This is a genomic window from Streptomyces sp. NPDC006872, assembly GCF_040635845.1.
Taxonomy (GTDB): domain Bacteria; phylum Actinomycetota; class Actinomycetes; order Streptomycetales; family Streptomycetaceae; genus Streptomyces.
In genome coordinates, this window is the sequence record NZ_JBEYIL010000002.1 from 482,092 (window position 1) to 508,218 (window position 26,127).

The 26,127-nt window shown below is 73.2% G+C and carries 22 protein-coding genes; 18 read left to right on the forward strand and 4 right to left on the reverse strand.

Features of this window, described 5'->3' with window-relative positions; genetic code table 11:
• Positions 1-107: 107 nt before the first annotated feature.
• On the forward strand, positions 108-764 hold the full coding sequence (locus tag ABZ725_RS07165; RefSeq protein WP_358802069.1) for a ScbR family autoregulator-binding transcription factor: 657 nt from the start codon (positions 108-110) through the stop codon (positions 762-764).
• Here ABZ725_RS07165 and ABZ725_RS07170 read toward each other — a convergent pair.
• Entirely contained in the window at positions 749-1,462 is a 714-nt protein-coding gene (locus tag ABZ725_RS07170) for a BTAD domain-containing putative transcriptional regulator (RefSeq protein WP_358801730.1), read from the reverse strand. The two genes, ABZ725_RS07165 and ABZ725_RS07170, sit on opposite strands and share 16 nt — an antisense overlap.
• Before the next feature lie 245 nt (positions 1,463-1,707).
• Here ABZ725_RS07170 and ABZ725_RS07175 point away from each other — a divergent pair, with 245 nt between their 5' ends.
• The 5 genes from ABZ725_RS07175 to ABZ725_RS07195 all read left to right on the forward strand — a co-directional run bounded on the left by ABZ725_RS07175 (position 1,708) and on the right by ABZ725_RS07195 (position 5,702).
• The gene (locus ABZ725_RS07175; RefSeq protein WP_358801731.1) at positions 1,708-1,980 is read left to right on the forward strand and encodes a hypothetical protein; all 273 of its coding nucleotides are present in this window, start codon (positions 1,708-1,710) and stop codon (positions 1,978-1,980) included.
• A gap of 15 nt (positions 1,981-1,995) precedes the next feature.
• On the forward strand, positions 1,996-3,507 hold the full coding sequence (locus ABZ725_RS07180) for a hypothetical protein (protein WP_358801732.1): 1,512 nt from the start codon (positions 1,996-1,998) through the stop codon (positions 3,505-3,507).
• Between the two features lie 19 nt (positions 3,508-3,526).
• Positions 3,527-4,246 (forward strand): peptidoglycan-binding protein, encoded by a 720-nt coding sequence (locus tag ABZ725_RS07185; RefSeq protein WP_358801733.1) that lies wholly within the window; start codon positions 3,527-3,529, stop codon positions 4,244-4,246.
• A gap of 9 nt (positions 4,247-4,255) precedes the next feature.
• Positions 4,256-4,930: a peptidoglycan DD-metalloendopeptidase family protein gene (locus ABZ725_RS07190; protein ID WP_358801734.1), complete on the forward strand. Its 675-nt coding sequence runs from the start codon at positions 4,256-4,258 to the stop codon at positions 4,928-4,930.
• Positions 4,931-4,997: 67 nt separating this feature from the next.
• Complete coding sequence (locus ABZ725_RS07195; RefSeq protein ID WP_358801735.1) at positions 4,998-5,702, forward strand: hypothetical protein; 705 nt, start codon at positions 4,998-5,000, stop codon at positions 5,700-5,702.
• Positions 5,703-5,776: 74 nt separating this feature from the next.
• Here ABZ725_RS07195 and ABZ725_RS07200 read toward each other — a convergent pair whose 3' ends face one another.
• Positions 5,777-9,619 (reverse strand): helix-turn-helix domain-containing protein, encoded by a 3,843-nt coding sequence (locus tag ABZ725_RS07200; protein ID WP_358801736.1) that lies wholly within the window; start codon positions 9,617-9,619, stop codon positions 5,777-5,779.
• A gap of 335 nt (positions 9,620-9,954) precedes the next feature.
• Positions 9,955-11,496: a hypothetical protein gene (locus ABZ725_RS07205; RefSeq protein ID WP_358801737.1), complete on the reverse strand. Its 1,542-nt coding sequence runs from the start codon at positions 11,494-11,496 to the stop codon at positions 9,955-9,957.
• A gap of 176 nt (positions 11,497-11,672) precedes the next feature.
• Here ABZ725_RS07205 and ABZ725_RS07210 point away from each other — a divergent pair, with 176 nt between their 5' ends.
• The 11 genes from ABZ725_RS07210 (at position 11,673) to ABZ725_RS07260 (ending at position 24,224) form a co-directional block, all read left to right on the forward strand.
• The gene (locus ABZ725_RS07210) at positions 11,673-12,494 is read left to right on the forward strand and encodes a hypothetical protein (RefSeq protein ID WP_358801738.1); all 822 of its coding nucleotides are present in this window, start codon (positions 11,673-11,675) and stop codon (positions 12,492-12,494) included.
• Positions 12,491-14,350, forward strand: coding sequence for a hypothetical protein (locus ABZ725_RS07215; protein ID WP_358801739.1), 1,860 nt, complete (start codon positions 12,491-12,493; stop codon positions 14,348-14,350). Before ABZ725_RS07210 ends, ABZ725_RS07215 begins: the two co-directional genes overlap by 4 nt.
• A 39-nt stretch (positions 14,351-14,389) precedes the next feature.
• Positions 14,390-15,124, forward strand: coding sequence for a TauD/TfdA family dioxygenase (locus ABZ725_RS07220; RefSeq protein ID WP_358801740.1), 735 nt, complete (start codon positions 14,390-14,392; stop codon positions 15,122-15,124).
• A gap of 58 nt (positions 15,125-15,182) precedes the next feature.
• A complete protein-coding gene (locus ABZ725_RS07225) occupies positions 15,183-16,235 on the forward strand; it encodes an NDP-sugar synthase (RefSeq protein ID WP_358801741.1) in 1,053 nt (350 codons plus the stop codon).
• Entirely contained in the window at positions 16,232-17,125 is an 894-nt protein-coding gene (locus ABZ725_RS07230; protein WP_358801742.1) for an LLM class flavin-dependent oxidoreductase, read from the forward strand. The genes ABZ725_RS07225 and ABZ725_RS07230 overlap by 4 nt, the downstream gene beginning before the upstream one ends.
• A complete protein-coding gene (locus ABZ725_RS07235) occupies positions 17,122-17,871 on the forward strand; it encodes a TauD/TfdA family dioxygenase (RefSeq protein ID WP_358801743.1) in 750 nt (249 codons plus the stop codon). The genes ABZ725_RS07230 and ABZ725_RS07235 overlap by 4 nt, the downstream gene beginning before the upstream one ends.
• Positions 17,872-17,934: 63 nt before the next feature.
• Positions 17,935-19,824, forward strand: coding sequence for a hypothetical protein (locus ABZ725_RS07240; RefSeq protein WP_358801744.1), 1,890 nt, complete (start codon positions 17,935-17,937; stop codon positions 19,822-19,824).
• Complete coding sequence (locus ABZ725_RS07245) at positions 19,821-20,966, forward strand: 3-dehydroquinate synthase family protein (RefSeq protein ID WP_358801745.1); 1,146 nt, start codon at positions 19,821-19,823, stop codon at positions 20,964-20,966. The genes ABZ725_RS07240 and ABZ725_RS07245 overlap by 4 nt, the downstream gene beginning before the upstream one ends.
• Positions 20,963-22,027, forward strand: a complete 1,065-nt coding sequence (locus ABZ725_RS07250) for a BadF/BadG/BcrA/BcrD ATPase family protein (RefSeq protein WP_358801746.1) — start codon at positions 20,963-20,965, stop codon at positions 22,025-22,027. Before ABZ725_RS07245 ends, ABZ725_RS07250 begins: the two co-directional genes overlap by 4 nt.
• A 62-nt stretch (positions 22,028-22,089) precedes the next feature.
• Positions 22,090-22,896, forward strand: a complete 807-nt coding sequence (locus ABZ725_RS07255) for an inositol monophosphatase family protein (protein WP_358801747.1) — start codon at positions 22,090-22,092, stop codon at positions 22,894-22,896.
• The gene (locus ABZ725_RS07260; protein WP_358802070.1) at positions 22,896-24,224 is read left to right on the forward strand and encodes a hypothetical protein; all 1,329 of its coding nucleotides are present in this window, start codon (positions 22,896-22,898) and stop codon (positions 24,222-24,224) included. Before ABZ725_RS07255 ends, ABZ725_RS07260 begins: the two co-directional genes overlap by 1 nt.
• 25 nt (positions 24,225-24,249) lie before the next feature.
• On the opposite strand, the gene ABZ725_RS07265 is transcribed toward ABZ725_RS07260, so the two are convergent.
• A complete protein-coding gene (locus tag ABZ725_RS07265; RefSeq protein WP_358801748.1) occupies positions 24,250-24,804 on the reverse strand; it encodes an NUDIX hydrolase in 555 nt (184 codons plus the stop codon).
• Positions 24,805-25,014: 210 nt separating this feature from the next.
• Between ABZ725_RS07265 and ABZ725_RS07270 the strand changes: the two genes are divergently transcribed.
• Positions 25,015-26,103 (forward strand): spermidine/putrescine ABC transporter substrate-binding protein, encoded by a 1,089-nt coding sequence (locus tag ABZ725_RS07270; RefSeq protein ID WP_358801749.1) that lies wholly within the window; start codon positions 25,015-25,017, stop codon positions 26,101-26,103.
• The last annotated feature ends 24 nt before the right edge of the window (positions 26,104-26,127 follow it).

Sequence of the window (26,127 nt, forward strand, 5' to 3'; positions counted from 1 at the left end):
ACATGCGGTTTACTTCGCGCGGGTCCCGGTGGGATGCTCTCCACGTTTCGGCGGGCGCAGGGGGCGCGGTCTTCCGTTGCCCGTGCGGGCTGAGGGAGGAAAACGTGATGGTCAGGCAGGCGCGGGCGGTGCACACACGTCGGACCCTGGTCCGGGCGGCGGCCGAGGTGTTCGCCGCGGAGGGCTATGTCGGAGCTTCCCTTCCCGTCATCAGCGAGCGGGCCGGAGTGAGCACCGGCGCCCTGCACTTTCACTTCGCCAGCAAGAGCGATCTCGCGGGGGAGGTGGAGCGGCTGGCGGCGGACTCCGCGCAGAGGCTGGCGGAGCGCTGTCGCAGCGGGGCGGACACGCTGCTGCAGTCGCTCCTGCACACATCCTGCAGTCTGCTCCTGGCCATGGTCGGCGATCCCCTGATCAGGGCGGGTTTCCGGCTGAGCGGCGATCCCTCCCGCAAGAGCGGGGCGCAGATCCTGCACTGGTGGCGGCTGTGGGTGCACGATCTCCTGGTGCAGGCGCAGGATGCGGGGGAACTCGCGCAGGATGTGTCGGCCGACGCCGCGACGACCGCGATCGTGGCGGCGACGGCGGGGTTCGACGTGCTGGGCGCGGAGGACCGGGACTGGCTGTCGGTGGAGCGCGTGACGCAGCTGTGGACCTTCGTCCTGCCTCGGCTGGCGGCCTCGCCGGACCAGGCCCCGACACTGTCGGGGATCGGCGCGGCCGTGGAGGAACAGGCCTCCTTTCGTCGTCAGGAACGTCGCTGAGACAGTCGTTCCGTGAGGAGCCGGGTGAACCGGGGTGAGGGATCGACACTCAGTTCCTCGTTCAGCAGGCGGCAGAACGCGTGATAGTGGCGCAGCGCCTCGCTGACATTGCCCTCCGCGAGATGCGCCGACACGACGGCCCGATGGGCGCTTTCCCGTAGGGGTTCCGTGCGGACGCTCGCCCACGCCGCCTCCATCGCGAGGGCCGGCCGCCCCTGTCGGATCAGCGCCTCGGCCAGCGCGTCGAGCGCGTGCAGCCGCAGTTGGCGCAGGCGTTCCCGCTCCATTAGGACCCAGTCCTCGTCCCAGCCCGGCAGCAGGTCCTCGCCGAGCAGCAGCTCCTGCGGCGGCAGCGCGTGCAGAGCCGGGTCGCGGCACTGCACCACGCCGAGCGCCGTCTGCGTGAGGGTGTGGACGTCCACGCACAGGGCCGGTGCGACCCGCAGCGAGTCTCCGCAGCAACCGATCAGCGGCGGCTCCCCGCGCGGCAGCTTCCACAGAGTGGTGCGCAGGCTGCCCCTGGCGTGCTCCTCGGTGACCTCGGGCCACAGGGTGCCGGCGAGGACCGTGCGGCACACCCGCTGCCGCAGGCCCATGAACGCAAGGAGCCGTTGGCCGTTGCGGCACAGCTCGACGGTCTCGTCGCCGACTTCCAGCCGGAACTGGCCGAGCAACCGCAACCGTGGGGGAGGAGACACCAACTTGACCGCCTCGCTAGGGCCTGGTGCTGCGCCGAGGGCCTGCCACTTGCGGCGTGCCACTTGAGTCGAGGAGGCCTCCATCCCCAGTTTCGGGCCGCCGGCCAGGCTCTGCAACTCCGTCGGGCGGGCCTGCCTGCCCGGTGACGACAGGGTGACGCCGTGCTGACGGCGGCTTCGTAGCCTGGGCCGCGGCGCAACAGCGTCCTTCGCCACTGTGCGGACTTTCCCGCTTGGAGGTCGCGATGTCCTGGAGAGCCGCGAACAGCCTGGAAACCCTCAAGGCCTGGGGCACCAGCGTCAACGTACGGGCGCAGCCCCGCCTGGACGCTCCGGTCGTCGCGGTGCCGGCGGCGCCGACTCCGGTGACGGTGACCTGCCAGGCCCGGGGCGACCGGGTCGACACGGCGGGTCACAGCAACGACGCGTGGGCGTTCGTGCCCGCGCTCGGCGGATATGTCTCCAACATCTTCATCGACCACCCGGACACCTGGCTGCCGGGCATCGGTGAAGGCTGACCCCGGGCGGACGCCATGTCGAACCCCCAGAATCTGCCCATCATCTACGTCCGCGGCTTCGCCGGCGGCCAGTCGGGCATCGACGGCGCCGTGACGGACCCGTTCTACGGGTTCAACGCGGGCTCCACACACATCCGTATCGGCTCGGAGAACAAGCCGGGCTTCTACCAGTTCGAGGGCCCGCTGCTGCGCCTCCACAAGGACCAGCAGTATCAGATCCTGGTCGAGGGCAGTCAGCAGCTCTTCCTGGACACCCAGGCCGGCGTCCCGCCCAACACCATCTGGATACACCGTTTCTACGACCCTTCGGCGAGCACCTGGGGAGGCAAGCCCGAGGAATTCCGGATGGAGGACGCCGCCCGGGATCTGCTGAAGCTGATCGACAAGGTCACCGCGAAGTCCGGGGCCCCGAGCGTCCATCTCGTCGCCCACTCCATGGGCGGCCTGATCTGCCGCTGTCTGATCCAGAAGATCCTTCCGGACGCCGGGCGTGAGCCCACCGACTGCGTGGCCGACCTCTTCACCTACGGCACCCCGCACGGCGGCATCACCTTCGACCTCGGATTCGGCGTGCTGGAGCGGCTGCGGGACGCCATCGGCATCAACGGCGCCGAGATCTTCGGCCGTGAGCGGATGTACCAGTACCTGACGCCCGGCGCGGGCTCGGGCGACGAGCCGCCGGACGGCTGGGATCCTCGGGCGATGCCGGCCGGCGACGGGCAGCCGTTCGCCTTCCCCCTCGACCGGGTCTTCTGCCTGGTCGGCACGAATCCACAGGACTACGACGTGGCGCACGGGCTGTCGTCCGCCGCGGTCGGCGCCCGCAGCGACGGGCTGGTGCAGATCGACAACGCGTACGTCCCCGGAGCCCAACGTGCCTATGTGCACCGCAGCCACAGCGGACGCTACGGACTCGTCAACTCCGAGGAGGGCTACCAGAATCTTCGGCGGTTCCTGTTCGGCGACCTCAAGGTGCACGCCGCCCTGGTCGACCACCAGTTGCAGCAGAACGCGGACACCGCATGGCAGGCGGAGGTCCGCCTGTCGATACGCGGTCTGCAGATCGCGATGCACGAGCGGATGAGCGCCCAGTGGTGTCCGATCCAACTGCCGTTCACCGCACCGGATCCCGAGGGAGTCCCGTTGGCGACCACCTTCCTGGCCACGCGCCTGATCAGCCCCAACGGCTCCGACGCGATGCGCTACGCGCTGCATCTGCGGATCCTGTCCCTGCGCAAGCACCACGACGGCATCTTCGACTTCGACGACCACATCGAGCAGACAGCCGACTTCGACGACATCCTCGTCGTCGACGTGGGCACCGATGCCGGCGGCTCCCAGGTGTGGGCCACCTGGAACTCGGACATCGACGGCCCCATCAGGGACTACGTGCCGACGAACCCGGCCCTCGAGGACCAGGACCCCGCCCTCGGTACGTGGGTCGCCGACATCGGGCTGCCCGACACCACCGTGGACATCCTCGGCGCCGACGCGCGCGTCCGGCTCACCGTGACGGGCTGGAACTGACGAGAGGAGCCGGGCCGCCATGGTCGCCTTGTCCAACGTCCAGTTCGGCAAGAAGAACGAGGATGTACGTACCGTGCAGAAGGCCCTGATCAAGCGGGGTCGCAAGATTCCCGACGGGCCCACCGGCCGCTTCGGCGAGCAGACGAAGGCCGCCTACCGGGCCGAGCAGATCGCCCAGGGCTTCAAGGGCGGCGACGCCGACGGCCTGCCCGGCTGCACCTCGCTGACCGCACTGGGCCGCGCCGCAGGCTTCGCCGTCGACTGCAAGGGCGTCGCCGCACCCTCCAGGAACGGACGGCTCACCCTCGCCCAGGTCACCTACCACGACCCCGGGGACGACTCCGGCCTGGCAGCCATGCAGCGGTACGCCCAGAAAGCGTGCCGACTGACCGGCATGGACCCGAAGTTCGGCGTCCCGGCGCTCACCACGATCACCGCGCGCGAGTCCTCCCACAACGCCCCCGGGAGTCGGGTGAACAGGTCCGACGTCAACGCGCGCGGGCGCAAGGCCCCCGACGGCCACCCGCAGAACTGCTCGCGGGGCGCCACCCAGTGCATTCCCACCACGTTCGCCGCCTACCACCAGACAGGCACAGCCACCACGCCCTACGACGTGGTCGCGGACATGTGCGCGACGGTCAACTACGTCCGCGACCGCTATCACGTCAACCGGTCCGGCTCGAACTTCGCCGCACGCGTGCAGCAGGCGGATCCGCACCGGGCCGCCCACGGCTACTAGGAGCTCCCCATGGTCGCCTTGTCCAACGTCCAGTTCGGCAAGAAGAACGAGGATGTACGTACCGTACAGAAGGCCCTGATCAAGCGGGGTCGCAAGATTCCCGACGGGCCCACCGGCCTCTTCGGCGAGCAGACGAAGGCCGCCTACCGGGCCGAGCAGATCGCCCAGGGCTTCAAGGGCGGCGACGCCGACGGCGTACCCGGCTGCACCTCGCTGACCGCTCTCGGCCGCGCCGCAGGCTTCGCCGTCAACTGCAAGGGCGCCGTCGCACCCACCGGCAAGGGACATGTGCCCTCGCCCGTGCCCGGCCACCCGGTCACCTTCGCATTCTTCAGCCCCGGACCGTACAAGTGGAAGCCCGACGGCGTCGGCCGGCACACCGGTCAGGACTACGCCGCCAAGGTCGGCACCCCCGTGGTCGCCGTCCGCAGCGGCACCATCGCCTTTTCGAAGGTCGACCCCAAGGGGTACGGCCAGTGGCTCGGCCTGGCAGCGGACAACGGCCATGTCTACACCTACTGCCATCTCTCGCAGAAGCAGGTGAAGTCCGGTCAGAAGGTCGCCGCAGGGCAGCAGCTCGGCAAGGTCGGCAGCACGGGCAACTCCACGGGACCGCACCTGCACTTCGAGATGTCGACGGGGTCCAGCTGGGTCTACGGCAATGTCGCGAAGCCCAGTTGGTGAACGAACCGCAAGCCACGAACCACGAGCCAGGAGCAACGAGCAACGAGCCACGAACCAGGAGGCAGGAATGCCCCAGCACAACCCCCACCCGGTCCCGGACGAGCCCGGAGTGTTCGTGCCCGTCGAGCTCAGAGCCTGGCAGGACGGCTATGACGCGGGCATCAGCGCACCGCCGGACGTGCCCGCCACGCCGAAGGTCCGCGACACCCGTTACATGCTGGGCTGGGGGCAGGGCGCGGAGGCGGGCAACGCCGACGGACGGGCCGAGGGCTGGCGGTGGGCCTACTTCGACGGGCGCGTCCGGCCCGGATCCGGCGCCGGCATCGGCTACGGGCCGCAGAACAGCGGTGAGTTGGAGCCGGGGGACCCGGGCGTCTTCTCCTTCGCACAGAGCTGGCCCTGCGTGGGCGAGGCTCCGCTGTTGGTGATGCTGGCGCAGTTCGCCCCGGGGGAGAGCGGCGGCGAGGGACTCACCGGCAGGCGGCTCGCGCGGGCCTGCGCGGACAAGGGCGTCCAGCGGCTGTACCTGGCGGTGAACCTCTCCTCCTCCGGCGAACCGGCGGAGGGGACGGCAGACGCGCTGAACAGCGCGGGGTACTGGCACGGCACGGTGTGCGAGTCGCTGGACGACGCCGCTCCCGAGGCGATCGCGCAGGTCACCGTCCGCGAACCCCGCTTCGCGGGAATCGTGCGGTACGCGCCCGCGGCCGAGCACGACTTCTTCGATCTCCTTCCGGTGGGCGGACTGCTCCCTCCGGAATTCGCGGACTGACACGCCGACCCGCCGACACGAGGCGCGACATGGGGACCGAGGGCCGAGGACCGACGGGCGCCGGACGGGCCGGTTCACCGGCAGCTCGGCTCGATCGCGGCCGACGGGGAGAAACGCTGCCACTCGGACTCGCTGAGCGGGTCCCCCCGGCTCTCGCACAGATGGCGTGCGATGGCGTCCGTGTCCGTCTTCCACAGCCGGACGGTGTGATCCTCGCCGCCGGCGGCCAGACTCTCGCCGTCCGGGCTGAAGGCGACCGCGTAGACATGGCCGGAGGCGGCCGTCAGCACCGCGCGCACCTCGGGCCTGCGGGGAGCGGTCACGTCGAAGAGCCACACGGTGGAGTCGGTGCTGCCGGCCGCGAGGGTGCCGCCGTCCGGGCTGAACGCCAGGGAGTACACATAGCTGGCGAAGCCCGTCAGCTCGGGGCCCACGCGTACCGGACGGCGGATGTCGCGCGTGTCCCACATCCGCACCGTGCGGTCCGCGCTGCCGGCGGCCAGGAGCCGTCCGTCGGGGCTGAACGCCACCGACCACACGTAGCCCGTCGGCCCGCCCAGGGACACCAGCGGCCGGGTGTCCTTCCCGGCGGTGGCCCACACCCGGACGACCCGGTCGATGCTGCCGGCGGCGATGTGCCGTCCGTCCGGCGTGAAGGACACCGACAGCACCGCGTCGGTGGCTCCCGCGAGCGTGCGCAGCGCCTTCACCCGAGCCGGCCTGCTCGTATCGAACAGCCGTACGGTGGAGTCGTCGGCGCCCGAGGCCAGCATCGTCCCGGACCGGTTGAAGGCCAGCGACTCCACGGTGCCGCTCTTCGCCACCCGGAACGCCGGACCGAGCGGGGTCAGATCACCGGTGAGCGTGTACGAGAAGAGACGCACCATCGCGTCGCTGTAGCCGACCGCCAGGGTCCGCCCCCGGGGCGAGAAGGCCAGCGACTGGACGAACGCGTCGGCGCCGGGACTCCACGCCCTGCCGACCGGCTGATGCCGGGCGAGATCCCACAGTTGCAGCTCCAGGGTGCCGATGGCCATCAGTCTGCTGTCGGGGCTGTAGGCGAGGGCGTTGACGCCCTGCGCCGAGGTCAGCACGGGGGCGGGCAGCGACCACAGGCGAAGGACGCCGTCGGCGCAGCCGGTCACCAGTGTCTGCCGGTCGAACCAGAACATGGACGTGACCGCCCCCGGATGCGGCAGCGTCGCGGTGACGTAACCGGAATCGCGGTCCCACAGCCGGACGGCGTCGTCGCTGCCCCCGATGGCGAGCGAGCCGCCGTCGGGGCTGAAGGCCACGGCGTTGAGCCAGCTGGTGGCCTTGCCGCCGGGAGTGCCGGCGGCGCGCGGACGGGTGGGGTCGGCGATGTCCCAGAGCCGGGTGGTGCGGTCCTGGCTGCACACCGCCAGGGAACGGCCGTCGGGACTGAAGGCCACCCCCAGCGCGGGCCCCTCGAACCCGCCGAGCGTCGCGATCGGCGTCTCCCGGCCCGTGCCCGCGGTGCGCCACAGCCGGGTCTTCCCGTCGTGCCCCGCCGCCGCGATCAGCGAACCGTCGGGGCTGAAGGCCACCGACTGCTGGTAGTCGTCGCCGCCGCGGAACACGGTCGGCGGCGCGGCGGCGCCCGCCGTCCGCCCGTCCGCCCACAGCCGGACGGTGTGATCCGCGCCCGCCACGGCCAGCCCCCGCCCGTCGGGGGCGAACGCCAGCGAGTAGACGGTGGCGTCCGGGCTCCCGGGCAGATCGGGCAGCGGGCTCGGCCGCTCCGGGTCGGAGATGTCCCAGCGGTGCAGCAGGCCCATCCCGCCGCCGGCCACCAGGGTGCGCCCGTCGGGGCTCAACGCGACCGCGAAGACGGCGAGTCGGGAGGAGACGCGCAGCCGGGCCAGCCGCCGGGGCCGGGTCCGGTCCGTGGTGCTCCACAACCGGACCGTGCCGTCGGACGATCCCGCGGCCAGCAGCCGTCTCCCGCTGTCGAGCACCACGGACTGCACCAGCCCGGTGAAGCCGTTCAACCGGGTGGCCGAGGGCGCCGCCGAGGAGTCCATCAGCCGTGCGCGCGCCTCCTGCGTCCGTGCCGTCTGGTAGGCGGCCAGCGCCAGTTGGGCGCTGACCGAGGGGTCGTGCCCGCCGATCCGGCCCGCCTCCGCGGCCAGTTGACGCGACACGGCCTCGGTCCGGGCCCGGTCCGCCCGGTCCCGCTGACGCTGCGCGTACACCGAAAGACCGCAGGCGACGAGCACCAGGGCCAGCGCCACGCCGAGCAGTTGGCGCAGTCTGCGGGTGCGGTTGCGGGCGGCCCGCCGCTCCTGCTCCTCGTGCAGCAACGACGCATCGAGGAAGACGCGTTCGTCGGTGTTGACGGCATCGCGGTGCGCGGCGTCGGCCGCCCACTCACCGGTCAGCGCCAGCGAGGTGCCGCGCAGCAGCAGACCGGCGTCCCGCCCGGACTCCTTCCAGTTGCGCGCCGCCTCGGTCAGCCGCTGATGGACGCGCAGCCCGTCGCGGTCGGCGCCGATCCAGTCCCGCAGCCGTGGCCACGCGGTGAGCAGCGACTCGTGGGAGATCTCCACGGTGTCGCTGTCGGCAGTGATCAGCCGCTGCTCGACGTAGGCGGCCAGGACGGCCGTCGGCTCCGCCGACCGCGCTCCCTCGGCCCGGTCGAGCAACTCGCCCCACTGCGCGCGCCGCCGGGAGACCAGTGTGTCGTCGGTGACATGCACCAGGCGCAGGAAGATCAGCCGGGCGATGTCCTGCTGTACGTCGGACAGTTCGGCGAACACGGCTTCGGCGGTGTGCGCCACGGCGTCCCGGATGCCCCCGCTGTCCCGGTAGGCGGCGACGGTGAGCCGGCTGCGGGAGGCCCGCTGCCAGGTGGCGTGCAGGGCATGGGACAGAAAGGGCAGGGCGCCGGGGTCGTGGGCGGCGGAACCCGGGTCGGCGTCGCCGCCGGACGAGGCGCGCGGCGCGAGGTCCCGTAACAGCAGCTCCACCAGGCCGCTCTCGATCTCCAGGCCGGCCTTGCGGGCCGGTCCCGTGATCGCCCGGTTCATCTCGTCGGGGCTCATCGGGCCGACCACCAACTGCCGGTTCTGCAGGGCGTCGGCGAGCAGCGGGAACCGCAGGGCCTGCGCGTAGAAGTCGGCCCGCAGCCCGATGACGACGAGTCCGGGCCGCAGGCTCCCCAGCAGTTCGGTGAAGCGCGAGCGCGCGTCCGGGCGGCCGCACATGGTGAACAGCCCCTCGAACTGGTCGACCACCACCAGCGGCGACCGGTCTGCGCCCAACTCCCGCAGCCGCGCCGCCAGTTCCTCCGCCGGGTCACGGCCCGGGACCATCAGGACGACCCCGTCCGAGGTGCCCGGTCCGCCCGCGGGGCCGGTCAGCGCCCCGCCGCGGACCGCGGGAATCAGCCCGGCCCGTAACAGGGACGACTTGCCCGAGCCCGAGGGGCCGACCACGGCGAGCAGGCCCCCGCCGGAACCGGCGAGCAGACGCAGCCGCCCGGTCAGGGTGGCCGTGAGCTCCTCCCGGCCGAAGAACCAGTCGGCGTCCTCCTCCTCGAAGACCTGCAGTCCGCGGTAGGGGGCGGGGGCGCCGGCCGGGGGCCGCCCCGGCGCCATCCGCACCCGGACCAGGGCCTCGTGCCAGTGGTCCAGCGACTCCTGGGCCTCGATGCCGCACACGGCCAGGATGGCGGTGAGCAGGTGGGGGGCTCGCACCGGCGGCAGATGGCGTCCCGAGAAGTAGTCGCCGGCCGTGCTCGGCGCGACCCGTACCGCCCGGGCGACCTGACGCACGGTGAGTCCGGCCCGCAGGCGCGCCTGCGTCAACTGGTGGGCGAAGTCCGAGACCGAGGTGATCGCCCTCGGATCGCAGTCATCACGGCGTCGATGGTGCCCGCTCTGTCTCTCGGACATTCGTCCTCCCCCGAAGCTGTATGAGCCGGTGGCACGGCCTGTGGGACGTGTCCGGCTTTGTCCGACCACTGTCGGGGCTCGTCCGGGCTCGGGGCAACAGGTTGTCCCCGGTCCGCGGGGAGTGGCTTCCTCGGACCGGGGCCGCCGCGCCGCCCGGCACCGAGGGGAGCTTTCAGCCGGGCGGCAACGCGGCCTCGGTCCCCAGGAACACGGACATCAGGCACAGGAAGGGAGGTGAACCGATGAGCACCGACCACGTACACGGCAGCGCAGATCCGGAAGAACCGGACGACGTCTTCTGAGTCTTCCGAGCCGACCGCGGCTCACCGAACCGGTCACCGCGCCAACGCGGACACCCCGGGATCCTCGTCGAGAGTGGGCGCCCACTCCGCGAGCAGCCCCGGCCGCAGCAGCCCGGAGAGCTTCGGTCCCCGGCGGTTGGCGGTCCGGTCCAGCCAGTCCAGCACCGCCCAGGCCAGCCGTGGCTGCAGATCGCTCACCTCGTCCGGCCAGCCCCACCCGTCCACCGGCAACGGGCCGTCCGGCTCGGGCACCCGTACCAGCAGCGTCCGTGCCGCGGGCCGCTCGCCCAGCACGCTCTCCAGCGTCTCGTACACCCGCAGCTCGCGCTCCACCCAGGCCGCCGCGTCGAAGGCGCCGGCCGGACCCGCTCCCGCACGGCGCGCCGCCCACCAGCGCAGCATCGCCTCGGCGGGCCGCACACACACGACATGAGCCGGCAGCCGCAGCAGTTCCCGCAGGGCGAGCGGGCCGTAGCGGTCGACGTCGGCGAAGACATAGGGGCGGGTCAGGACGATCGCCGGCCACGCCTCTCCGGCCGCCGCCCGGCCGCGCAGATGCTCCGCCACCGACAGCCAGGCCTCCACCCGGCCGTGCACCGGGGTGCGCAGGACCGGTACGAACATCCCGTCGTCGAGGATCTCCTCGCCGGACCGCGGCAGCACGTAACCGAGCCCCAGCGCCTCCGCGAGCAGCGCGGCGGCCCCGCCGGCCAGCGGACGGTGACCGATCACGACGATCGGGACGACGCCCCGCTCGCTCCACCGGGCGGCCGCGGCCGGCACCGCCTCCCGGCGCAGCCCGGCTATCCGGTCCTGCACCAGCAGATGCCGCGGCCGGTGCCCGTCCTCGGCGTCCAGCCAGACCCGGCTGCCGGGCTGTCCCTGCCAGCTGTACTCGCCGCGGTGCCGGAGCGTGCGGTGGGTGAGCGCGGACAGCTCCAGTCGAACCGTCCAGTAGTCGGAGTGGCCGTCCGCCTCCGCGCGCCGCACCGCGGCCAGGGTCTCGCCCGGCAGCCCGCCGTCGGCGAGGGCGATCGCCCGGTACTGCGCGAGCGGCTTCGCTCCGGCCCGCAGCCGGAACTCGGCCACGTCCATGAGCGGGGCGCGATAGCGGCTGCCCGACTCGACCGCGGACAGCGAGACCGTGAACCGGCCGGCGGCGTGCCGGTCCGCGAGCACCGCCGCCGCGGCCGCGGCCGGCGCCCGGTCGAACCCGGGCTCCTCCACGTCCCGGGCGAGCCGACCGGCCGCCGCGATGCCCGTGCGCAGCTGCCGCATCAGATGGGGGACGCTCGGCGTGGCCGCCTCCTCGGGCGGCAACCAGCCGAGCTGCGCGAACACCTGACGCACCGGCACCCCGGCCAGCCGGGCCAGCCGGTTCACGAAGTCGGGTCGGGGCTCCCGGCTGCCGTTGAGCATCGCCTTGACCAGCGAGTCCGACCGCTCGTAGTCCGGATACGCCGCCCGGAACGCGTTCACCACGGCCACGGTGCCCAGGACGCCGCGCCGGTGCAGCGCCGTCAGACACAGATCTATCCCCGCGGGCGTGCCGGACCCGCTCTGCCATGTCGCCATTCACCTGTCCTCCCCACCGGCCCCCCGCATCCAACACGCTCCCGACACAACACGGCCCGGATCGGACACGAACACGCCTTGTCGCCGCTCGGCGGCAGCCGGTTCAGTCGTGAAGGTCGGCAATCGGGACAGCAACCGGCACAGCACCGGGCAGCTCATGCGAAAGAGGCACGCGAGTGGACAACCTGCGTCGAGGCATCGGCCGCGTCGTGGACGACATCCGGCACGGCCGTCACATCGAGGCGTACGCCTTCTTCCTCCTGGGGCTGGCCCTCGTCGGGCTGGGCCTCTCCAACCAGGTCGGAACCAAGGGACTGGCCCAGTTCACCGTGGGCGCCCTGGCGTTGCTCGTCTTCCGGACGGCGGTGCCGCCCGCCCGGCCGCCGGCCACACCGGACGAGGTGCTGCGCCGCCGGGAGGACCTGGGCCCGCTGCGCAAACTCCTCGACGGCGCCCGCGACCTCCGCGTCTACGGCCCCTCCGCGATCAACGTGCTGGCGGGCGCGGACGACCTGCGGCGGCTGATCCTCGAACGCGGCGGGACCGTCCGGATCGTCCTCCTCGACTCGTCCCCCCGCGCCGTCGCGGACGCCGCCACCCAACTGGACGACAACCTCGACCTCGGCGCCGCGCTGCAGAGTTCGCTGCGCGCCCTGCGACGACTCGAGGGCATCGAGGGCTTCGCCTGCCGCCGACTGCCGTTCAACCCGGGCTTCAGCCTGCTCGTCGTCGACGGCGACAGCGTCGACGGCACCGTCGTCGTCGAGTTCCACGGCTTCGCCGACGGCACGATCAACGAGCGGATGCATGTGGTCCTGGACCGCCGGTCCTCACCCCACTGGTACGAGTACTGGCTGCGCCGCTTCGACGCCCTCTGGGAGGCGGCCCTGCCCGGCGCCCCGAACCCGTCGCCGCCGTCGACCCCGCCGTCCCCGCCGTCCCCGCCGTCCCCGCCGTCTCCGTCCTCCGACGGCGATCCACAGGCGGGTGCGTCGTGACGGCCCCGGTTCCCGCGGTCGCCGAGGCCGCGGCGCTGCTCGAGGGCCTCGACCCGGACGAGGTGCTCATCTGGTCCGGGGCCGGCATCTCCGTCGAAGGGCCCACCAGCCTGCCCAGCGGGCCGGAACTGACCCGGCGGGTCTTCGACGCCTTCTTCGAAGCGGGCGCGCTGGCCCGGGTGCTGACCTACCACCAGGTGGTCGGCCTGCGCACGAGCCCCCTGTGCGCCTACGACACCACCCTGCCCACCTCCCGGCTGCCCCGGCTGGAGACCGCGCTGGACGCCGCCGCCCGGGCCCGCCCCGACGCCTCCCCCGGCACCTTCGACATCCTCGACGACGTCCGCAGCGCGGTGCCGAACCGGCTGCACGCCTTCGCCGCCGGGCACCTCGCCCTCGGCGGCCGGCATGTCACCGCGAACTTCGACACCTGCGTCGAGCGCGCCTACGAAGCCCGCCACGGCCGGCCCGTGCCCCATGACGCGGTCCACCACTTCCACGGCTCCTTCGCCGACTCGCCCGACGGCAAGGCGCTCGGCGCCACCCTCAGCCTGATCCGGACGGGTTTCCCGCACGCGGAGATCCAACGGCTGCGGCGCCTGCTGTCCGCCCACCGCGCCGTGCTCGTCCTCGGCTACAGCGGCAGCGACTACTTCGACGTCGACCGGTTCGTCGCCGCGCTCCCCCCGGACGCCCTGCACGGACTGCGTGTGCTGTGGGTCATGCACGCGGGCCACGAGCCCCATGTGCCCGAACGCGACCCGATCGCCCTGCAGACCCTGCTGCGCCGGGCCGGCGCCGACGTCCACGTCCTGTGCGGGCCCACCGACCTCCTGGTCGGCGAGATCGCCCGCCGCTGGGGCCTGGAACCGCTGGGCGACCCGCCGCGCCGGGCCACGGCCGACCCCGCACTGCCGGTCACCGACGCCGAGCGCCGCCGCGCGACCTTCCTCCTGTACCGCTCGCTGGGCCTGCACCGGGAGGTCCGCCGACTGCTCGACGCGCAGGCCACCGGCACCGACGACCCCGTCGAGCTGCGCGCCGTCCGCTCCCGGCTGCTGTGGGAGGCGGGCGCCTGGAGCACCCTGCGCCGCATGTGGTGGCGGGCCCCGGCCGACGGCCCCGACCACTTCCTGCGTGCCGAACGCATCGGCGCGTCTTTGTGGGCGCAGGGACGGCTGCTGCCCGCCTGGGTGTGGCTGCGACGGTGCCGACGCCATGTCGCCGAGGGCACGGACGAGTCCTACGCCCTGGAGGAGACCCTGAACAGGGTCATCGAGCACATGCACCGCACCCCCGACCTGCGCCCGCTCGCCCGCCGGCTGCTCGCCCGGATGCCGGAGCCCGTGGCGGACGCCGACGCCGACGCCGACGCCGACGCCGACGCCGACGCCGACGCGGCCGAGGACCGGAGCCGGTCCGTGGCGGCCTACCGGGCGCTCCAGGACGTCCGCGACAGCCTCGGCGCCCTGCGCGGCGGCCGGCCCCGCGAGAACCAGGCCCACGCCGAGGAGTCGACGACCTGGTTCCAGGAGACCGGCGACCTGCAGGGCATGTTGAGCTATCGGCACCGCGCCCTGCGCGACGGCTACCGGGCGAACGGCGGCCCCGAGGTCACCGACGCGAGGCTGCGGGAGTCCTACGACGAGATCATCACCGCCAACCTCTTCCTGGGCTCCAAGGCCGGCGCATGGCGCACCGCCCTCCTGCCCGGCGCACACCGCGCGTTCAGGGTGCACGAGTACCTCCTCGCCCTGGCCACGCTCGAGTACGGCTGGTGGCACCGGTTCCGGCTGCTCGCCTGGTACCTGCCCCGACGCCTGCACCACGTGCTCACCGGCACCCGCCGCACCTGAGTGAACCGACCTGAACGGACTGAACGATCGGAGTGAAGCATGACCGAGACCGTGAGTTCCATCGACCTGACCGCCGGTTCCACCACGGAACTGGACCTGCCCCGAGTGAAGGAGGCACTGGCCCGGGACGGCTACGCGTACGTCCGGCCGGTGCCCGAAGGCTTCGACTACGTCGGCCAGTTGAGCCGGCTCGGCGCGCCGATACCCCAGTTCGACGGCGTCGTCGTACGCGAGGTGCGACCGGAGTCCGCGGTCGACAACTCGGTCTACTCGGCCTCCAACACCCGCGAACTCATGCCGCACACCGAGTGGTTCGAGTATCCCGGGAACCCGCCCCGGTACGTGGCCCTGTGGTGCGTGCGGCAGACCGAGGGACCGGGCGGTGAGACCACCCTCGCCGACGCCTACGAGTTCGTCGACCGGCTCGGCCCGGACGAGCGGCGCCGGCTGGAGGCCTCGGTGTACCCCTGGACGCCCAGCGCCGTCCTCCAGCGCCTCGGCATCCGCTTCGAGGCCGATCACCCGCTGCTGGAACCGGTCGGGGACGAACTCATCGTGCGCTTCCCCTGCGACGACCGCTGCGAGAGCTTCGACACGCTCATGGACGGCTATCTCGCACGCGGCCGGCAGTTCTTCCAGGACCACGAGATCGCCGTGCGCATCGAGGAACGGGCGCTGCTGGTCTGGGACAACTGGCGCATGATGCACGCCCGCCAGGCCTTCGCCGACCGGGTGCGGCACCTGCGCAGGATCCTGCTCGCCGAGCACGTGTGACCTCGTAGACCTCGACCGCTTCCTCGCCCGACCGCTTCCTCGCACGGAGGCTGACCGCATGAAGGCACTCATCCTCGCCAACGGCCGCGCCACCCGGCTCGGCCCCGTCTCCCGGGCGGTCCTCAAGGCACTGCTGCCCGTCGCCAACCGGCCGGTCCTGTGGTACGTGCTCCAGAGCCTGCGCGAGGCCGGCGTCGACGAGATCGGCATCACGGTGGGCCCCGACACCCGGCCCGTCGTCGACTACGTCCGCGCTCTCGAAGAGCCGCTCGAAGACCCGCGCCCGCACATGGAGTTCCTGTGGGAGGACCGGCGGTCCGGAACCGGCGGCGCGCTGCGCGACCACCGTGCCTACCTGGCCGACGCTCCGGCGGTCGTCGTCCCGGCCGACATCATCGCCGGCGTCGACATCGCCGCACTCGTGCGGCACCACCGGGCGCACCCCGCGGCCGTCACGGTCGCGGTCACCCCGCAGGACCCCGCGCGGTGGGACGGGGACTTCCTGGTCGCGGACGGCCCGTTCGCCTCGGCCTACCTCTTCAAGCCGGGAGCGGCCAGTCCCTCGCGCCTGGGGTCCACGGGCGCCTGGGTGGTGGACCCCCGCGCGCTCTCCCTCGTCCCCGCGCAGGGCTTCTGCGACTTCTCCGAGCAGGTGCTCCCACGCCTGCCCACCCGGGACCTGCCCCTGGGCGTCTTCGACGCGGGCGCCGTCTACCAGCGGGACGTGGGAGTGCCGCAGCGGTTCTACGACAGCAACATCGAAGCGCTCACCGGCAGATCCTCGGCCAGCCGCTATCTGCCCCCGGCGGGTCCGTGCGGGGCGGGCGACGTCGCGCGGGTCGCCCACGGCCCCGTCCTCATCGGCCCGGACGTCGAGGTGCACCGCAGCGCCCGCATCCACGGACCGACCGTCATCGGCGGGGGCTGTGTCATCGGACCGCACGCGTCCGTCGTGTCCTCGGTCCTGCTGCCCGGTTCCGTGGTGCCCGCCCACACCCTGCTGTCGACCTCGGTGTTCGGCACGACGGACCGCCTGTACGCGGAACTTCTGAGACGGCCCTCGCCGGACCGGCGGGACCGCCTGGTCGACACGGCCGGGGACACCTCATGACGGGGGGATCGGGCGTGCAGTTCTACCTCAGCATGGAGCCCCAGTGCGGCGCGACCTACGCCCAGCAGCTGAGGGTGGCGCAGGCGGCGGAAGAGCTCGGCTTCGGCGGGGTCTTCCGATCCGACCACTTCCTCGACCACCGGCCCGGCAGCACCGCGGGCACCGTCACCACCGACGTGTGGGTCACGCTCGCCGGCCTGGCCCGCGAGACCCGGCGGATCAGGCTCGGCAGCCTCCTCACCTGTGCGGCCTACCGGCCTCCCACGGTCCTGGCGGCCATGGTGGCGCAGGTGGACGACATGAGCGCGGGGCGCGTCGAACTCGGCCTCGGCGCCGGGTGGTTCGCCGCGGAGCACGAGGCGCTCGGCATTCCGCTGCGCGCCGCACGGGAGCGGTTCGCGGTGCTGGAGGAGCAGTTGCAGATCGTGCGCCGCCTGTGGCGGGAACGCCCCGACCGGCGGCCGATGCCGCCCCTGGTCGTCGGCGGGCGCGGCACGCGGCGCACCCCCCTGATCGCGGCGCGGTACGCCGACGAGCACAACATCGCCCGCCCCTCGGTGCAGGACGCCCGGACCGCCGTCGAGGCCGCACGACGGGCCTGCCGGACGGTGGGCCGCGACCCGGCGTCCCTGCGCCACTCCGTCCTGCTGCGCCTGCACTGCACCGGAGGGAGCGGTGCGGGCGAGAGAGGTGCGGGCGAGAGGGGTGCGGCGGGAACCGTGGCGGGCGACCCCTCGCAGGTGGTGGAGCGGCTCGCCGCCTACGCCGCGCTCGGCGTCACCCGCGTCTACCACCAGGTCGTCGACTTCGGCGACCTCCGACACCTCGAACTGCTGGCCCGCGAGGTGCTGCCCGCGGTCCTGGCCATGAAGGGAGGCGAGAGCCGGTGAACGCAGGCGTCGCCGTCATCGACCAGTCGTCGTCGGGCGGGAGCGAACTCGACGTGCGCCGGGTCAGGGAGTGTCTCGCCGCGACGGGCCGGGTGTACGTGCGCCGGGTACCGCCCGCCTTCGACCACCTGGCCCAGCTGAGCCGCCTGGGACAGGTCGTTCCCCAGTACGACGGGCGGATCGTCCGAGACGTCACGCCCGACCCCGCGGCGGACGAGACCGTCCACCTGCCCGCCAACACCCGCGAACTGCTCGCGCACACCGAGTGGTTCGAGTTTCCCGGGCCGCCGCCCCGCTACCAGGCCCTGTGGTGCGTCCGCCAGGCCGCCGGACCGGGCGGCGAGACGACACTCGCCGACGGGTACGCCTTCGTGGCCGGGCTGCCGTCCGACCAGGTGAAACGACTGGCGGAGCGGGAGTACACCTGGCGGCCCACCGACGTCCTCGCGCGGGCCGGCGTCGCCTACGAATGCCGGCATCCCCTGGTCGAGCACCGCCCGGAGGCACTGGTGGTGCGGGTGCCCTGTGACGAACGCTGCGTGGACCACGACGACCTGATGGCCGACTACATCACGCAGGCGCGCAGCTTCTTCGCCGGGCACCGGCTCGCGGTGAAGATCGAGGAGGGGGCCGTCCTCATCTGGGACAACTGGCGCATGATGCACGCCCGCACCGCCTTCACGGACCGCCGGCGCCATCTGCGCAGGCTGCTCGTCTCCGCCCCGACGCACGACGAACCCGCGTGACGAACCCGCACGACGAACGTGCGTGACGAACCCGCGTGACGAACCCGAGTAAGGAGAAACGGCATGACGCGAACGCCTCACTCGACACCCGGCCCGGCAGAACTGGAGACCCTCGCCGAGGGGATCAGGGCATGGGTGCTGGCGGCCAACAAGCATCCCGGCGGCAGCTCCTCGGCCGTCGAGGCCGTCACCGCGCTCTACTTCTCCGGCGCCACCTCGCTGGGGACCGACGACGGGGACCGGCTCGTCTACTCGAAGGGGCACGCCGCCGCGCCCTGGTACGCGGCACTGTGGGCCCTCGGCGCCATGCCCGGCATGTCGTGGCAGGAGCTGACCGGCTTCGGGCAGGTCGGACACCCGGTGCCGCGGATGCCCCGGCGCGGTTCCCTCCCAGGGGTCGAGATGAGCACCGGCGCTCTCGGCCAGGGCCTCAGCTTCGGCGCGGGGCTGGCGCTGGCCGACCGAAGGGCCGGGCGGTCGCGCCGCACGTTCGTCGTCCTCGGCGACGGGGAGTGCACCGAGGGGCAGGTGTGGGAGGCGGCCATGACCGCCGCCAGGCTGGGGCTGCGCAACCTGGTCGCCCTGGTCGACGCCAACGGCTCGGGCAGTGTCATCCGGCTGCCGGTCGACGAATGGGCGGCCCGCTGGGCGGGGTTCGGCTGGTGCGTCCGGGAGGTCGACGGACACGACCTGGCCGCCCTCACCCGCGAACTCCGCCCCACCGAGGACCCGCGCCCCACCGTGCTCGTCCTGCGCACGGTCAAGGGCCGCGGGCTCGCCGCGGACGTGGAGGGCGGCAACACGCTGAGCGCCGAGGCGTCGCCCGAGCACCTCCCGGCGCTGGACACCGGCGCGCTCCTGGAACGGGCGCTCGCGGTGGTCGACGCCCGGCGGCCGACGGCCCGCCGACTGCGCGAGGGGCCGCGCGCCGTGCCCGAACCCGAGGCCGCCGGCGCCGCGTGGCGTACCCGCTCCGCACTGTTGCAGCGACTTTCGGATCATCCCGTCGGCGATGTCGTGGTCGCCAAGAAGGCGCTGGGCGCCGAACTGGCCGAGGAACTCTCCGGCCTGCCGATGCTGTGGATGGCGCCGGACGCCATCCGCAACTCCGGGCTGCTGCCCCGCATGGAACGCACCGGCTCCTGGCACTGGACCGACCCCGGCTCCGACGTGCTGCAGTGCGCGATCGCCGAACAGGACGCGGCCTCGCTCGCCGGCGGCGCCGCGGCCGGCGGCCTGGCGCCCGTGCTGTTCTCCATGGAGGGCTTCTACTGGCGGATGCTCGACCAGATCCGCGAGTCCCTGGTGTTCCCCGGACTGCCGGTGCTGCTGGTCGGCACCTCCGGCGGGCTGGGCGATCCGCTGGGCCCCATGGTCCAGTCCGACGGCTGTCTCGCCGCCCTGCTGGCGCTGCCCGGACTGGAGGTCTTCGAAGCCGCGGACATCAACACGGCGAAGGCACTGGCGGTCGAGGCCCTGGCCGACGGACGTCCCGCCTATCTGCGGCTGCCGCACGAGGCGGTGCCGGTGCGGCACGGTCTGGGCAGTTGCGCCGGGGCGCCGCTGCACGACGGCGTGCGCGAGATACGCGGCCATCCCCGCCCCGAGGTGGTGCTGGTGGCCGCCGGAGCGATGCGGGAGACCGCGCTCGACGTGGCGGAGCGGCTCGCCCGCGACGCCGACCGGGCCGTGCGGGTCCTGGAGGTCGTCAGCCCGACGAGGTTCGGCCGGCTGCCGCGGGCCGGACGGGAGCGGTACATCGCGCCCGGCGCCCTGGCGGTGAGCCTGCACAACGCGCCCTCCGGCGTGCTCGGTTCGCTGCTCCCGGAGGGCGGCATCGCGCTGGGCGCAGACGGCTACGGCATCGCCGGATGGCCGAGCCGGTCCCTCTTCGAGGCCGCCGGCCTGTCCGCGGACGCGGTCACCGAGCGCGTGCTGAAGGAACTCCGATGATGCCGGGCCTCTCGCGGCTGCTGCACCGCGACACCGAGAGCGGCGGATTCGACGTGGCGGTCAACCGCGCTCACCGCTATCTCGTGCACGTGGAGAGCGGACTGCTGGGCCGGATCGGCGTCATGGTGCGCGATCTGGCGGAGCAGCAGGGCGCGGACCGTCTCGTGCTGGTCGCCGACCGTGGGGCGGCGCGGTGCCATCTGCCGGCGGTGGACGCGGTGCTGAGGCAGAGCGGGCTCGCGCGGGAGACGGTGCTCGTGCCCGAGGGGGAGTCCGCGAAGACGACGGACGGCCTGGACCTGCTCTGGCACGCGCTGCACCGTGCGGGCACGACCCGGCGCACCCTGGTGCTGGGCCTGGGCGGCGGCGTGGTGTGCGACCTGACCACCGCCGCCGCGGCCACCTACATGCGAGGCATCCCCTACGCCCTGCTCCCGACCACCCTCCTCGCCCAGGTCGACGCGGCCGTCGGCGGCAAGGGCGGCGCGGACTACCAGGGCGCGAAGAACCTGATCGGAGCCTTCCACCACCCCGTGGCCGTCTTCGTCGACCCGGAGTTGCTGCGCACCCTGTCCCCCCATCACCTGTCCAACGGACTCGCGGAGGTCGTGAAGGTCGCCCTGATCGCCGACCCCGCGCTCTTCGCCCTCCTCGAGGACGGCGTCGGCCGAGAGCTGAGCGACCTGCCGTGGGAGGCGATCGTCCGCGCCGCGCTCCGGGCCAAGCTCGACCTGCTGGGTCCCGACCCCTTCGAACAGGGCGACCTGCGCCGACTGTTGAACCTCGGGCACTGCTTCGGCCATCCCTATGAGGCGGTCAGCGGATTCCGGGTGCCGCACGGCGAGGCCGTCGCCGCCGGACTGGCCGTGGCGACCGGCGTGGGCCTGGCCACGGGACGCTCCCGCGCCCGGGACGCCGACCGCATCCTCGCCCTCCTGATCGACCACCGGCTGCCCATCACCATGCCCCGTGAACTGCGGCCCCGCGTCTGGGACGAGCTGGACACGGTCCGCAGGGTGCGCAACGGGGTGCTCCACCTCGTCGTCCCCCGCTCGCCCGGCCGGTGCACCGTGGTCGACGACATTCCCCGCTCGGCCTTCGACGAGGCGCTGGCCCGGCTCGACACCTGGAGCACGCGGTGACGGGCGCCGAGGGCGACCGGATCCTGCTCGAAGGCGGCGGCAGCCGCACCTGGGCGGCGCTGACCCACGGCCGCGCGGTGCTGGCGGTCGCCGAGGGGCGCTCGACGAATCCGCGATCGGTGGGCGGCGAACGCGCGCTCACCGAACTCGTCCGGCTGCTCGCCGAGATACAGCGGAAGACAGCCGTCGACGCACCGCCGCGGGCCGTGATCGCGGCGCACGGGGCGGCCTCGACGGCCCGGTGCGCCGACGAGTTCACCGGACTCCTGCGCACGGCCGTCCACCGCGTCGGCCGCGCCGCGGCCCCCGTGCTGGTGACGAACGACATCGTTCCGCCGCTGCTGTCCGTCGACGCCGGTGTGCCGGTCTGCGCCGTCGTCGCCGGAACCGGAACGGGGTTCGCCGTGCGCAACGGGCCCTGCTGGTCCCGGGCGTCGGGACTGGAATGGCTGCTCAGCGACGAGGGCGGCGGCCACCATCTGGCCGTGGCCGGCCTACGGGCGGCCGTGCGCGCGCTGGACGGCCGCGGGGCCCCGACGGCCCTGACCGAGGCCGCCCGCGAGTGGTGCGACCCGCACCCGGCGCCGACGGCCCGCGTTCCGCTGGGGGAGGCGCTGTTCGCCGCGGTGTACCGGGACGGCGCCAAGCCCGCCGTCGCCGAGTTCGCCCGGCAGGTGCTGAGTTGCGCGGGCGGCGGCGACCCGGTCGCCGCCGGACTCGTCCACGCCGCCGCCGACGAACTCGTCGCAGGGACGCTGGCCGCACTGCGCACCGCGCGGGTCGCCCCGAACGCCCCCTACGCCCTCGTGCTGAACGGCTCCCTGTTCCGCCCGCCGGACGTCCTGCGCCGGAACTTCCTGGAGCGGCTCGCCGAGCGCGCCCCGTGGACCTCCCTCCACCACGGCCCCGACGACCGCGCCGAGTCGCTGCTGCGCCTGGCCGACGTCTGGGCGGGCGCCCCGCACGTCCTGGAGGACATCGCGGGCGCCTTTCCGCTGCGGGCCGACCCGCTGCTCGGCAGCGGACTGCAACGGCCGGACGCGGCGGCGGTGTCGGGATGAAGCCCCCGATCCCCCCGATCCCGGTCCCCCCGATCCCGGTCCCCCCGATCCCTCCGTTCCCCGTGTTCGGCCATGCCGTCGGCCGGGCGCTGGACGAGTGCCGGGCGGTCGTCGCCGACTTCCGCCGCGCCCCGACCGAGCCGCGTTCGAAGAACAACGTGTTCGGCGGGGTGGAACCGGTCTGCGACCTCGACCTGCGCCTCCAACGCCTGCTGATCGACGCGGCACGCGAGCGCTGGCCGGACCTCCCGGTCGTCGCGGAGGAGGAGCGCGGCACGCTGGAGCCGACCCCGGACCGCTGTCTGCTGATCGATCCGCTGGACGGCACCGCGCCCTTCCTGGACGGCCGCGACAGCTACGCCATCGGCGTCTGTCTCGTCGACGGCGGCCGTCCCGTCGCCTCCGTGCTCGACCTGCCCGCCTACCGGGTGAGGCTGACCGCCGCGGCCGGAACCCTGCACGTGGCCGGAGACGTCGACGCCCTGCCGTGGTTCGGACCGCGCTGTGTGCTGACCGGCCCGCGGCACGTCGGCCGAGTCCGCGAAGCGCTGGCGCGGCACCGGCTGGACGGGTACGAGGTACGGCCGGTGCCCACGGCCGGGGTCAAGCTCGCGCTGGTGGCCCTGGCCCGCGCCGGGGCGGCCGTCCTGCCGCCGCGGGCCGGGGTCGCCGCGCCCTGGGACCACGCGCCGGGAGCGGTGGCCGTCGCAGCGGCCGGCGGCGGATTCCGCACCGCGGCGGACGAGGACGGAACAGCGGTCCGGCCCGCCGCCCTGGACGCATGGCTGGCCACAGCGGCAGGCGCGGACGCTCCCCGGCGTCTCGGCCGTCTGCTGTCGCCGCCGCCGACAAGAAAGGCAGGCACGTGATGCGCTCGCTGTCCACGGTCACCGACGGCCTGCGGGGCACGCCCGGGCCCGACTGGTCCGAACGCGACCTGCTCGCCGTCCTCACAGGACTCGCCTCCGCCGACGAGCGGGCGGTCCTCGTCGGCCACGACGGCCGCGCGGGCTCCCGCGAACTGGCGCACCTGGCCGCGGACTCCCTGGCCCACCGCGGCGTCCGGTGCGTCCTCGCCACGGGCCCGGCGCCCACGCCCGCCCTGGGGCGCCTGGTCCACGAAGACCCGGACCTGCGAGCCGCGGTCGTCATGACGGCGAGCCACAACCCGCCGGGCTACTTCGGCGTCAAACTGCGCGACGAACACGGACACGGCTGCAAGGCGGGGCAGGGCGCGGCCCCCGGAGACGTCGCCCTCGACATCCCCCGTCACCCCCATCGGACCCTCGACGTCCTGGAGCCCTACACCCGTGCCGTCGGCCGGCCGCTCGCCGACGCCGCCGCCCGTTTCGACGGCGCCCTGATCGTCGACGCCGCCCACGGAGCGGTCGGCGAGCTGGCCGCACGACTGCCGGAACTGATGTTCTCCCGGGCCCGGCCGCTGCCCTTCTTCGCCGGACAGACCCCCGACCCCACCCTGCGCCCCCAGGCCGACTCCGGCGCGGACCGCGCCCTGCGCGCAGCGGGGGAACCGGGCGGCGGGCTGGTGGCGATGGTCGACGGCGACGGCGACCGCCTGGTCCTGTACACCCGGCGCTCCCGCACCGTCGGCAGCGCGGAACAGGCCGCGATCCTGCTGCGCGCGGGCCTGCCCGTGCGACGGCTGATCACCACGGACGTGGCGCCGCTCATGATCTCCCGAGCGGCGGACGAGACCGGCCGCGAGGTCGCGGTGACCCGGACGGAGGTCGGTTTCCAGCACGTCCTCGCCGACTGGCGGTCCGACCGCGCCGCCGTGCTGGGACTGGAGCCCAACGGAGCCCTGGTCTGGTCGGGAACGAACGGGGACGGCTACTTCGAGCGCGACAGCCTGGCCGCGCTGTCGCTGCTGCTGCGCACCTTCCCCGGCTGCGAGGCGGTCGACGACGCGGTGGCGGAGCTACGGCGGCTCCACCCCTACCGGCAGTTCACCCGGGCGCTGCGGCGGCCGGCCGACGAGGTGCTGTCCGACGTCCGCGCTCTGCTGCCGGGCTGGCGTCGGGACCGGTGCGGTCGGGCCGACGCCACGGCCGTCTTCGAGGACGGCCGGCACGGCCGGGTGGCGGTCCGGCCGTCCGCGACCGAACCCTGCACCCGGCTCTACGTGGAGACCGACCCCGAGACCGCGGACCGGCTGCTGACCGGCCTGCGCGGCTGACCCGTCGCCACGCCCAGGCGCGGGTTCACGCGACCGGTGCGAGCAGCCCCGCCGCGACGAGCCCGGCCAGGCCCATGTCGGCGTCGGTGAGGTCGCCGGTGAGCACGTGCCGTACGTAGTCGGCCCTCGGGAGGACGACCGGCTCGATGAACTCGGCCGCGTCCGGGCTCGGCGCGGCCACCCTGCGGCAGTCCCGGGCGAGCACCGCCTGCCGGACGTGGGTCGCGTACGAGGCGAGGTAGGTCTTCATGACCAGCTCGACGCTCCCGGCCCGGTAGCCGGTCTCCTCGAGGAGCTCCCGGGCCGCCGCGGCCTCGACCGTCTCGTCCGGCTCGACGACGCCTCCCGGGAGTTCGTCCAGGACCCGTCCGGGGCCCGGCCGGAACTGGCGGGCGAGCAGTCCCTGTCCGTCCTCGGTGAAGGCGACGACCGCGACGGTACGCGGCCCGCAGAGGATGTCCCAGTGGTCCTGGCGGCCGTCCGGGTAGCGGTATGTACGGTTTCGTACCGTCAGGAAGCCTGCGCATTCCGGACGTTCGGCCAGGAATTCCCATCGGAGGCCGGGGTGGCTGTCGTTCACGCCGTGGAGCGTATCGGACTCCACCGTCCGCACGGGACGAGAACAGTGCCAGACGAAAAGGCCGTCTTGCCCGGTGCATGCCAATGGTGCGAGACTCCGGAAACCGATGCCTGCCCGTGAGCCGTTCGGCGAACCGGGCACCACCCACGCTCAGCCGGCTGATCTCGACAGCAAGGGAGTGGCGTGTCAGGCGCACTGAGGTTCAGGCATGTGTCCGCAGCGGCGACGGCGGCCGCCCTCGCGCTCCTGCTGCCCGCCTGCGGCGGCGACGGCCGACCCGGCGGCAGCGGCCCCGCCGCCTCCGCGTCACTCGACCCCGAGGCGGACCTGAGCAAACAGCGGCTCACCGTCTCGAACTGGGACGGCTATCTGCCGGAGGACCTTCCCGCCCGGTTCGAGTCGGCCGTCGGCCCGCCCGTGACCGTCGCGAAGCACAGCACCAACGAGGAGATCGTCGCCAAACTGACCGCCTCCGCCGACAGCGGCATCGACGTGGCGTTCGTCTCCGGCCAGTACGCGCAGGCGCTCGCGGCGCAGGGGCTGCTCGAACCCGTCCACCACGATCTGGTCCCGCATCTGAAGAACCTGGACCCGCTCGCCGCGCGGCTCGCCCACGACAAGGGCAACGTCTACTCCGTCCCGTACACCTGGGGCACCACCGGCCTCTGCTATCGCAAGGACCTCGTCGGCCACACCCCCGACAGCTGGAACGACCTGCTGAAGCCGCGCGCCGCGGTCAAGGGCAAGGCCACCATGCTGAAGACCGAACGCTGGCTCTTCCTCCCCGCGCAGAAGGCGCTCGGCTACTCGGTGAACACCACCGACGAACAACAGCTCGCCCAGGTCGAGGAGTTGCTGCTCACCGCGAAGGACGGGCTCCTCGCCTACGACGACACCACCTTCGGCGACCGGCTCAAGTCCGGGGAGGCCGTGCTGGCGGAGGCCTGGGACGGCTGGTGCCCGACCGACGACAAGAGGATCGGCTTCGTCGTCCCCAAGGAGGGCAGCGACCTGTGGACCGACACGATGGTCGTCCTCAAGTCGTCGAAGAACAAGGAGGCGGCGCACGCCTTCATCGACTACGTCCTCGACGCGAAGGTGCACTCCTGGGTCGCCTCGAACATCTTCTACAAGGTCCCCAACACCGCCGCCATGGCCGAACTCGACCCTGCCCTGCTGAAGAGCTACCCGGCACTCACCATGACCCCCGAGCAACTGCTCAAGGGTGAGTCCGCCGTCGACCTCGGGGACGCCGCGACGGCGTACGCCCGGATCGTCACGGAAGTCACCGCGGGCTGATGGTCCGCCGGGGGAAGGCGGCCG

What these genes read in the sequence shown, in the direction of transcription:
- ABZ725_RS07185 (WP_358801733.1), top strand. Translation starts at nt 3,527, where the DNA reads ATGGTCGCCTTGTCCAACGTCCAGTTCGGCAAGAAGAACGAGGATGTA.
- ABZ725_RS07225 (WP_358801741.1), top strand. Translation starts at nt 15,183, where the DNA reads ATGAAGGCACTCATCCTCGCCAACGGCCGCGCCACCCGGCTCGGCCCC.
- ABZ725_RS07195 (WP_358801735.1), top strand. Translation starts at nt 4,998, where the DNA reads ATGCCCCAGCACAACCCCCACCCGGTCCCGGACGAGCCCGGAGTGTTC.
- ABZ725_RS07165 (WP_358802069.1), top strand. Translation starts at nt 108, where the DNA reads ATGGTCAGGCAGGCGCGGGCGGTGCACACACGTCGGACCCTGGTCCGG.
- ABZ725_RS07180 (WP_358801732.1), top strand. Translation starts at nt 1,996, where the DNA reads ATGTCGAACCCCCAGAATCTGCCCATCATCTACGTCCGCGGCTTCGCC.
- ABZ725_RS07230 (WP_358801742.1), top strand. Translation starts at nt 16,232, where the DNA reads ATGACGGGGGGATCGGGCGTGCAGTTCTACCTCAGCATGGAGCCCCAG.
- ABZ725_RS07220 (WP_358801740.1), top strand. Translation starts at nt 14,390, where the DNA reads ATGACCGAGACCGTGAGTTCCATCGACCTGACCGCCGGTTCCACCACG.
- ABZ725_RS07190 (WP_358801734.1), top strand. Translation starts at nt 4,256, where the DNA reads ATGGTCGCCTTGTCCAACGTCCAGTTCGGCAAGAAGAACGAGGATGTA.
- ABZ725_RS07240 (WP_358801744.1), top strand. Translation starts at nt 17,935, where the DNA reads ATGACGCGAACGCCTCACTCGACACCCGGCCCGGCAGAACTGGAGACC.
- ABZ725_RS07175 (WP_358801731.1), top strand. Translation starts at nt 1,708, where the DNA reads ATGTCCTGGAGAGCCGCGAACAGCCTGGAAACCCTCAAGGCCTGGGGC.
- ABZ725_RS07200 (WP_358801736.1), bottom strand. Translation starts at nt 9,619, where the DNA reads ATGTCCGAGAGACAGAGCGGGCACCATCGACGCCGTGATGACTGCGAT.
- ABZ725_RS07245 (WP_358801745.1), top strand. Translation starts at nt 19,821, where the DNA reads ATGATGCCGGGCCTCTCGCGGCTGCTGCACCGCGACACCGAGAGCGGC.
- ABZ725_RS07260 (WP_358802070.1), top strand. Translation starts at nt 22,896, where the DNA reads ATGCGCTCGCTGTCCACGGTCACCGACGGCCTGCGGGGCACGCCCGGG.
- ABZ725_RS07205 (WP_358801737.1), bottom strand. Translation starts at nt 11,496, where the DNA reads ATGGCGACATGGCAGAGCGGGTCCGGCACGCCCGCGGGGATAGATCTG.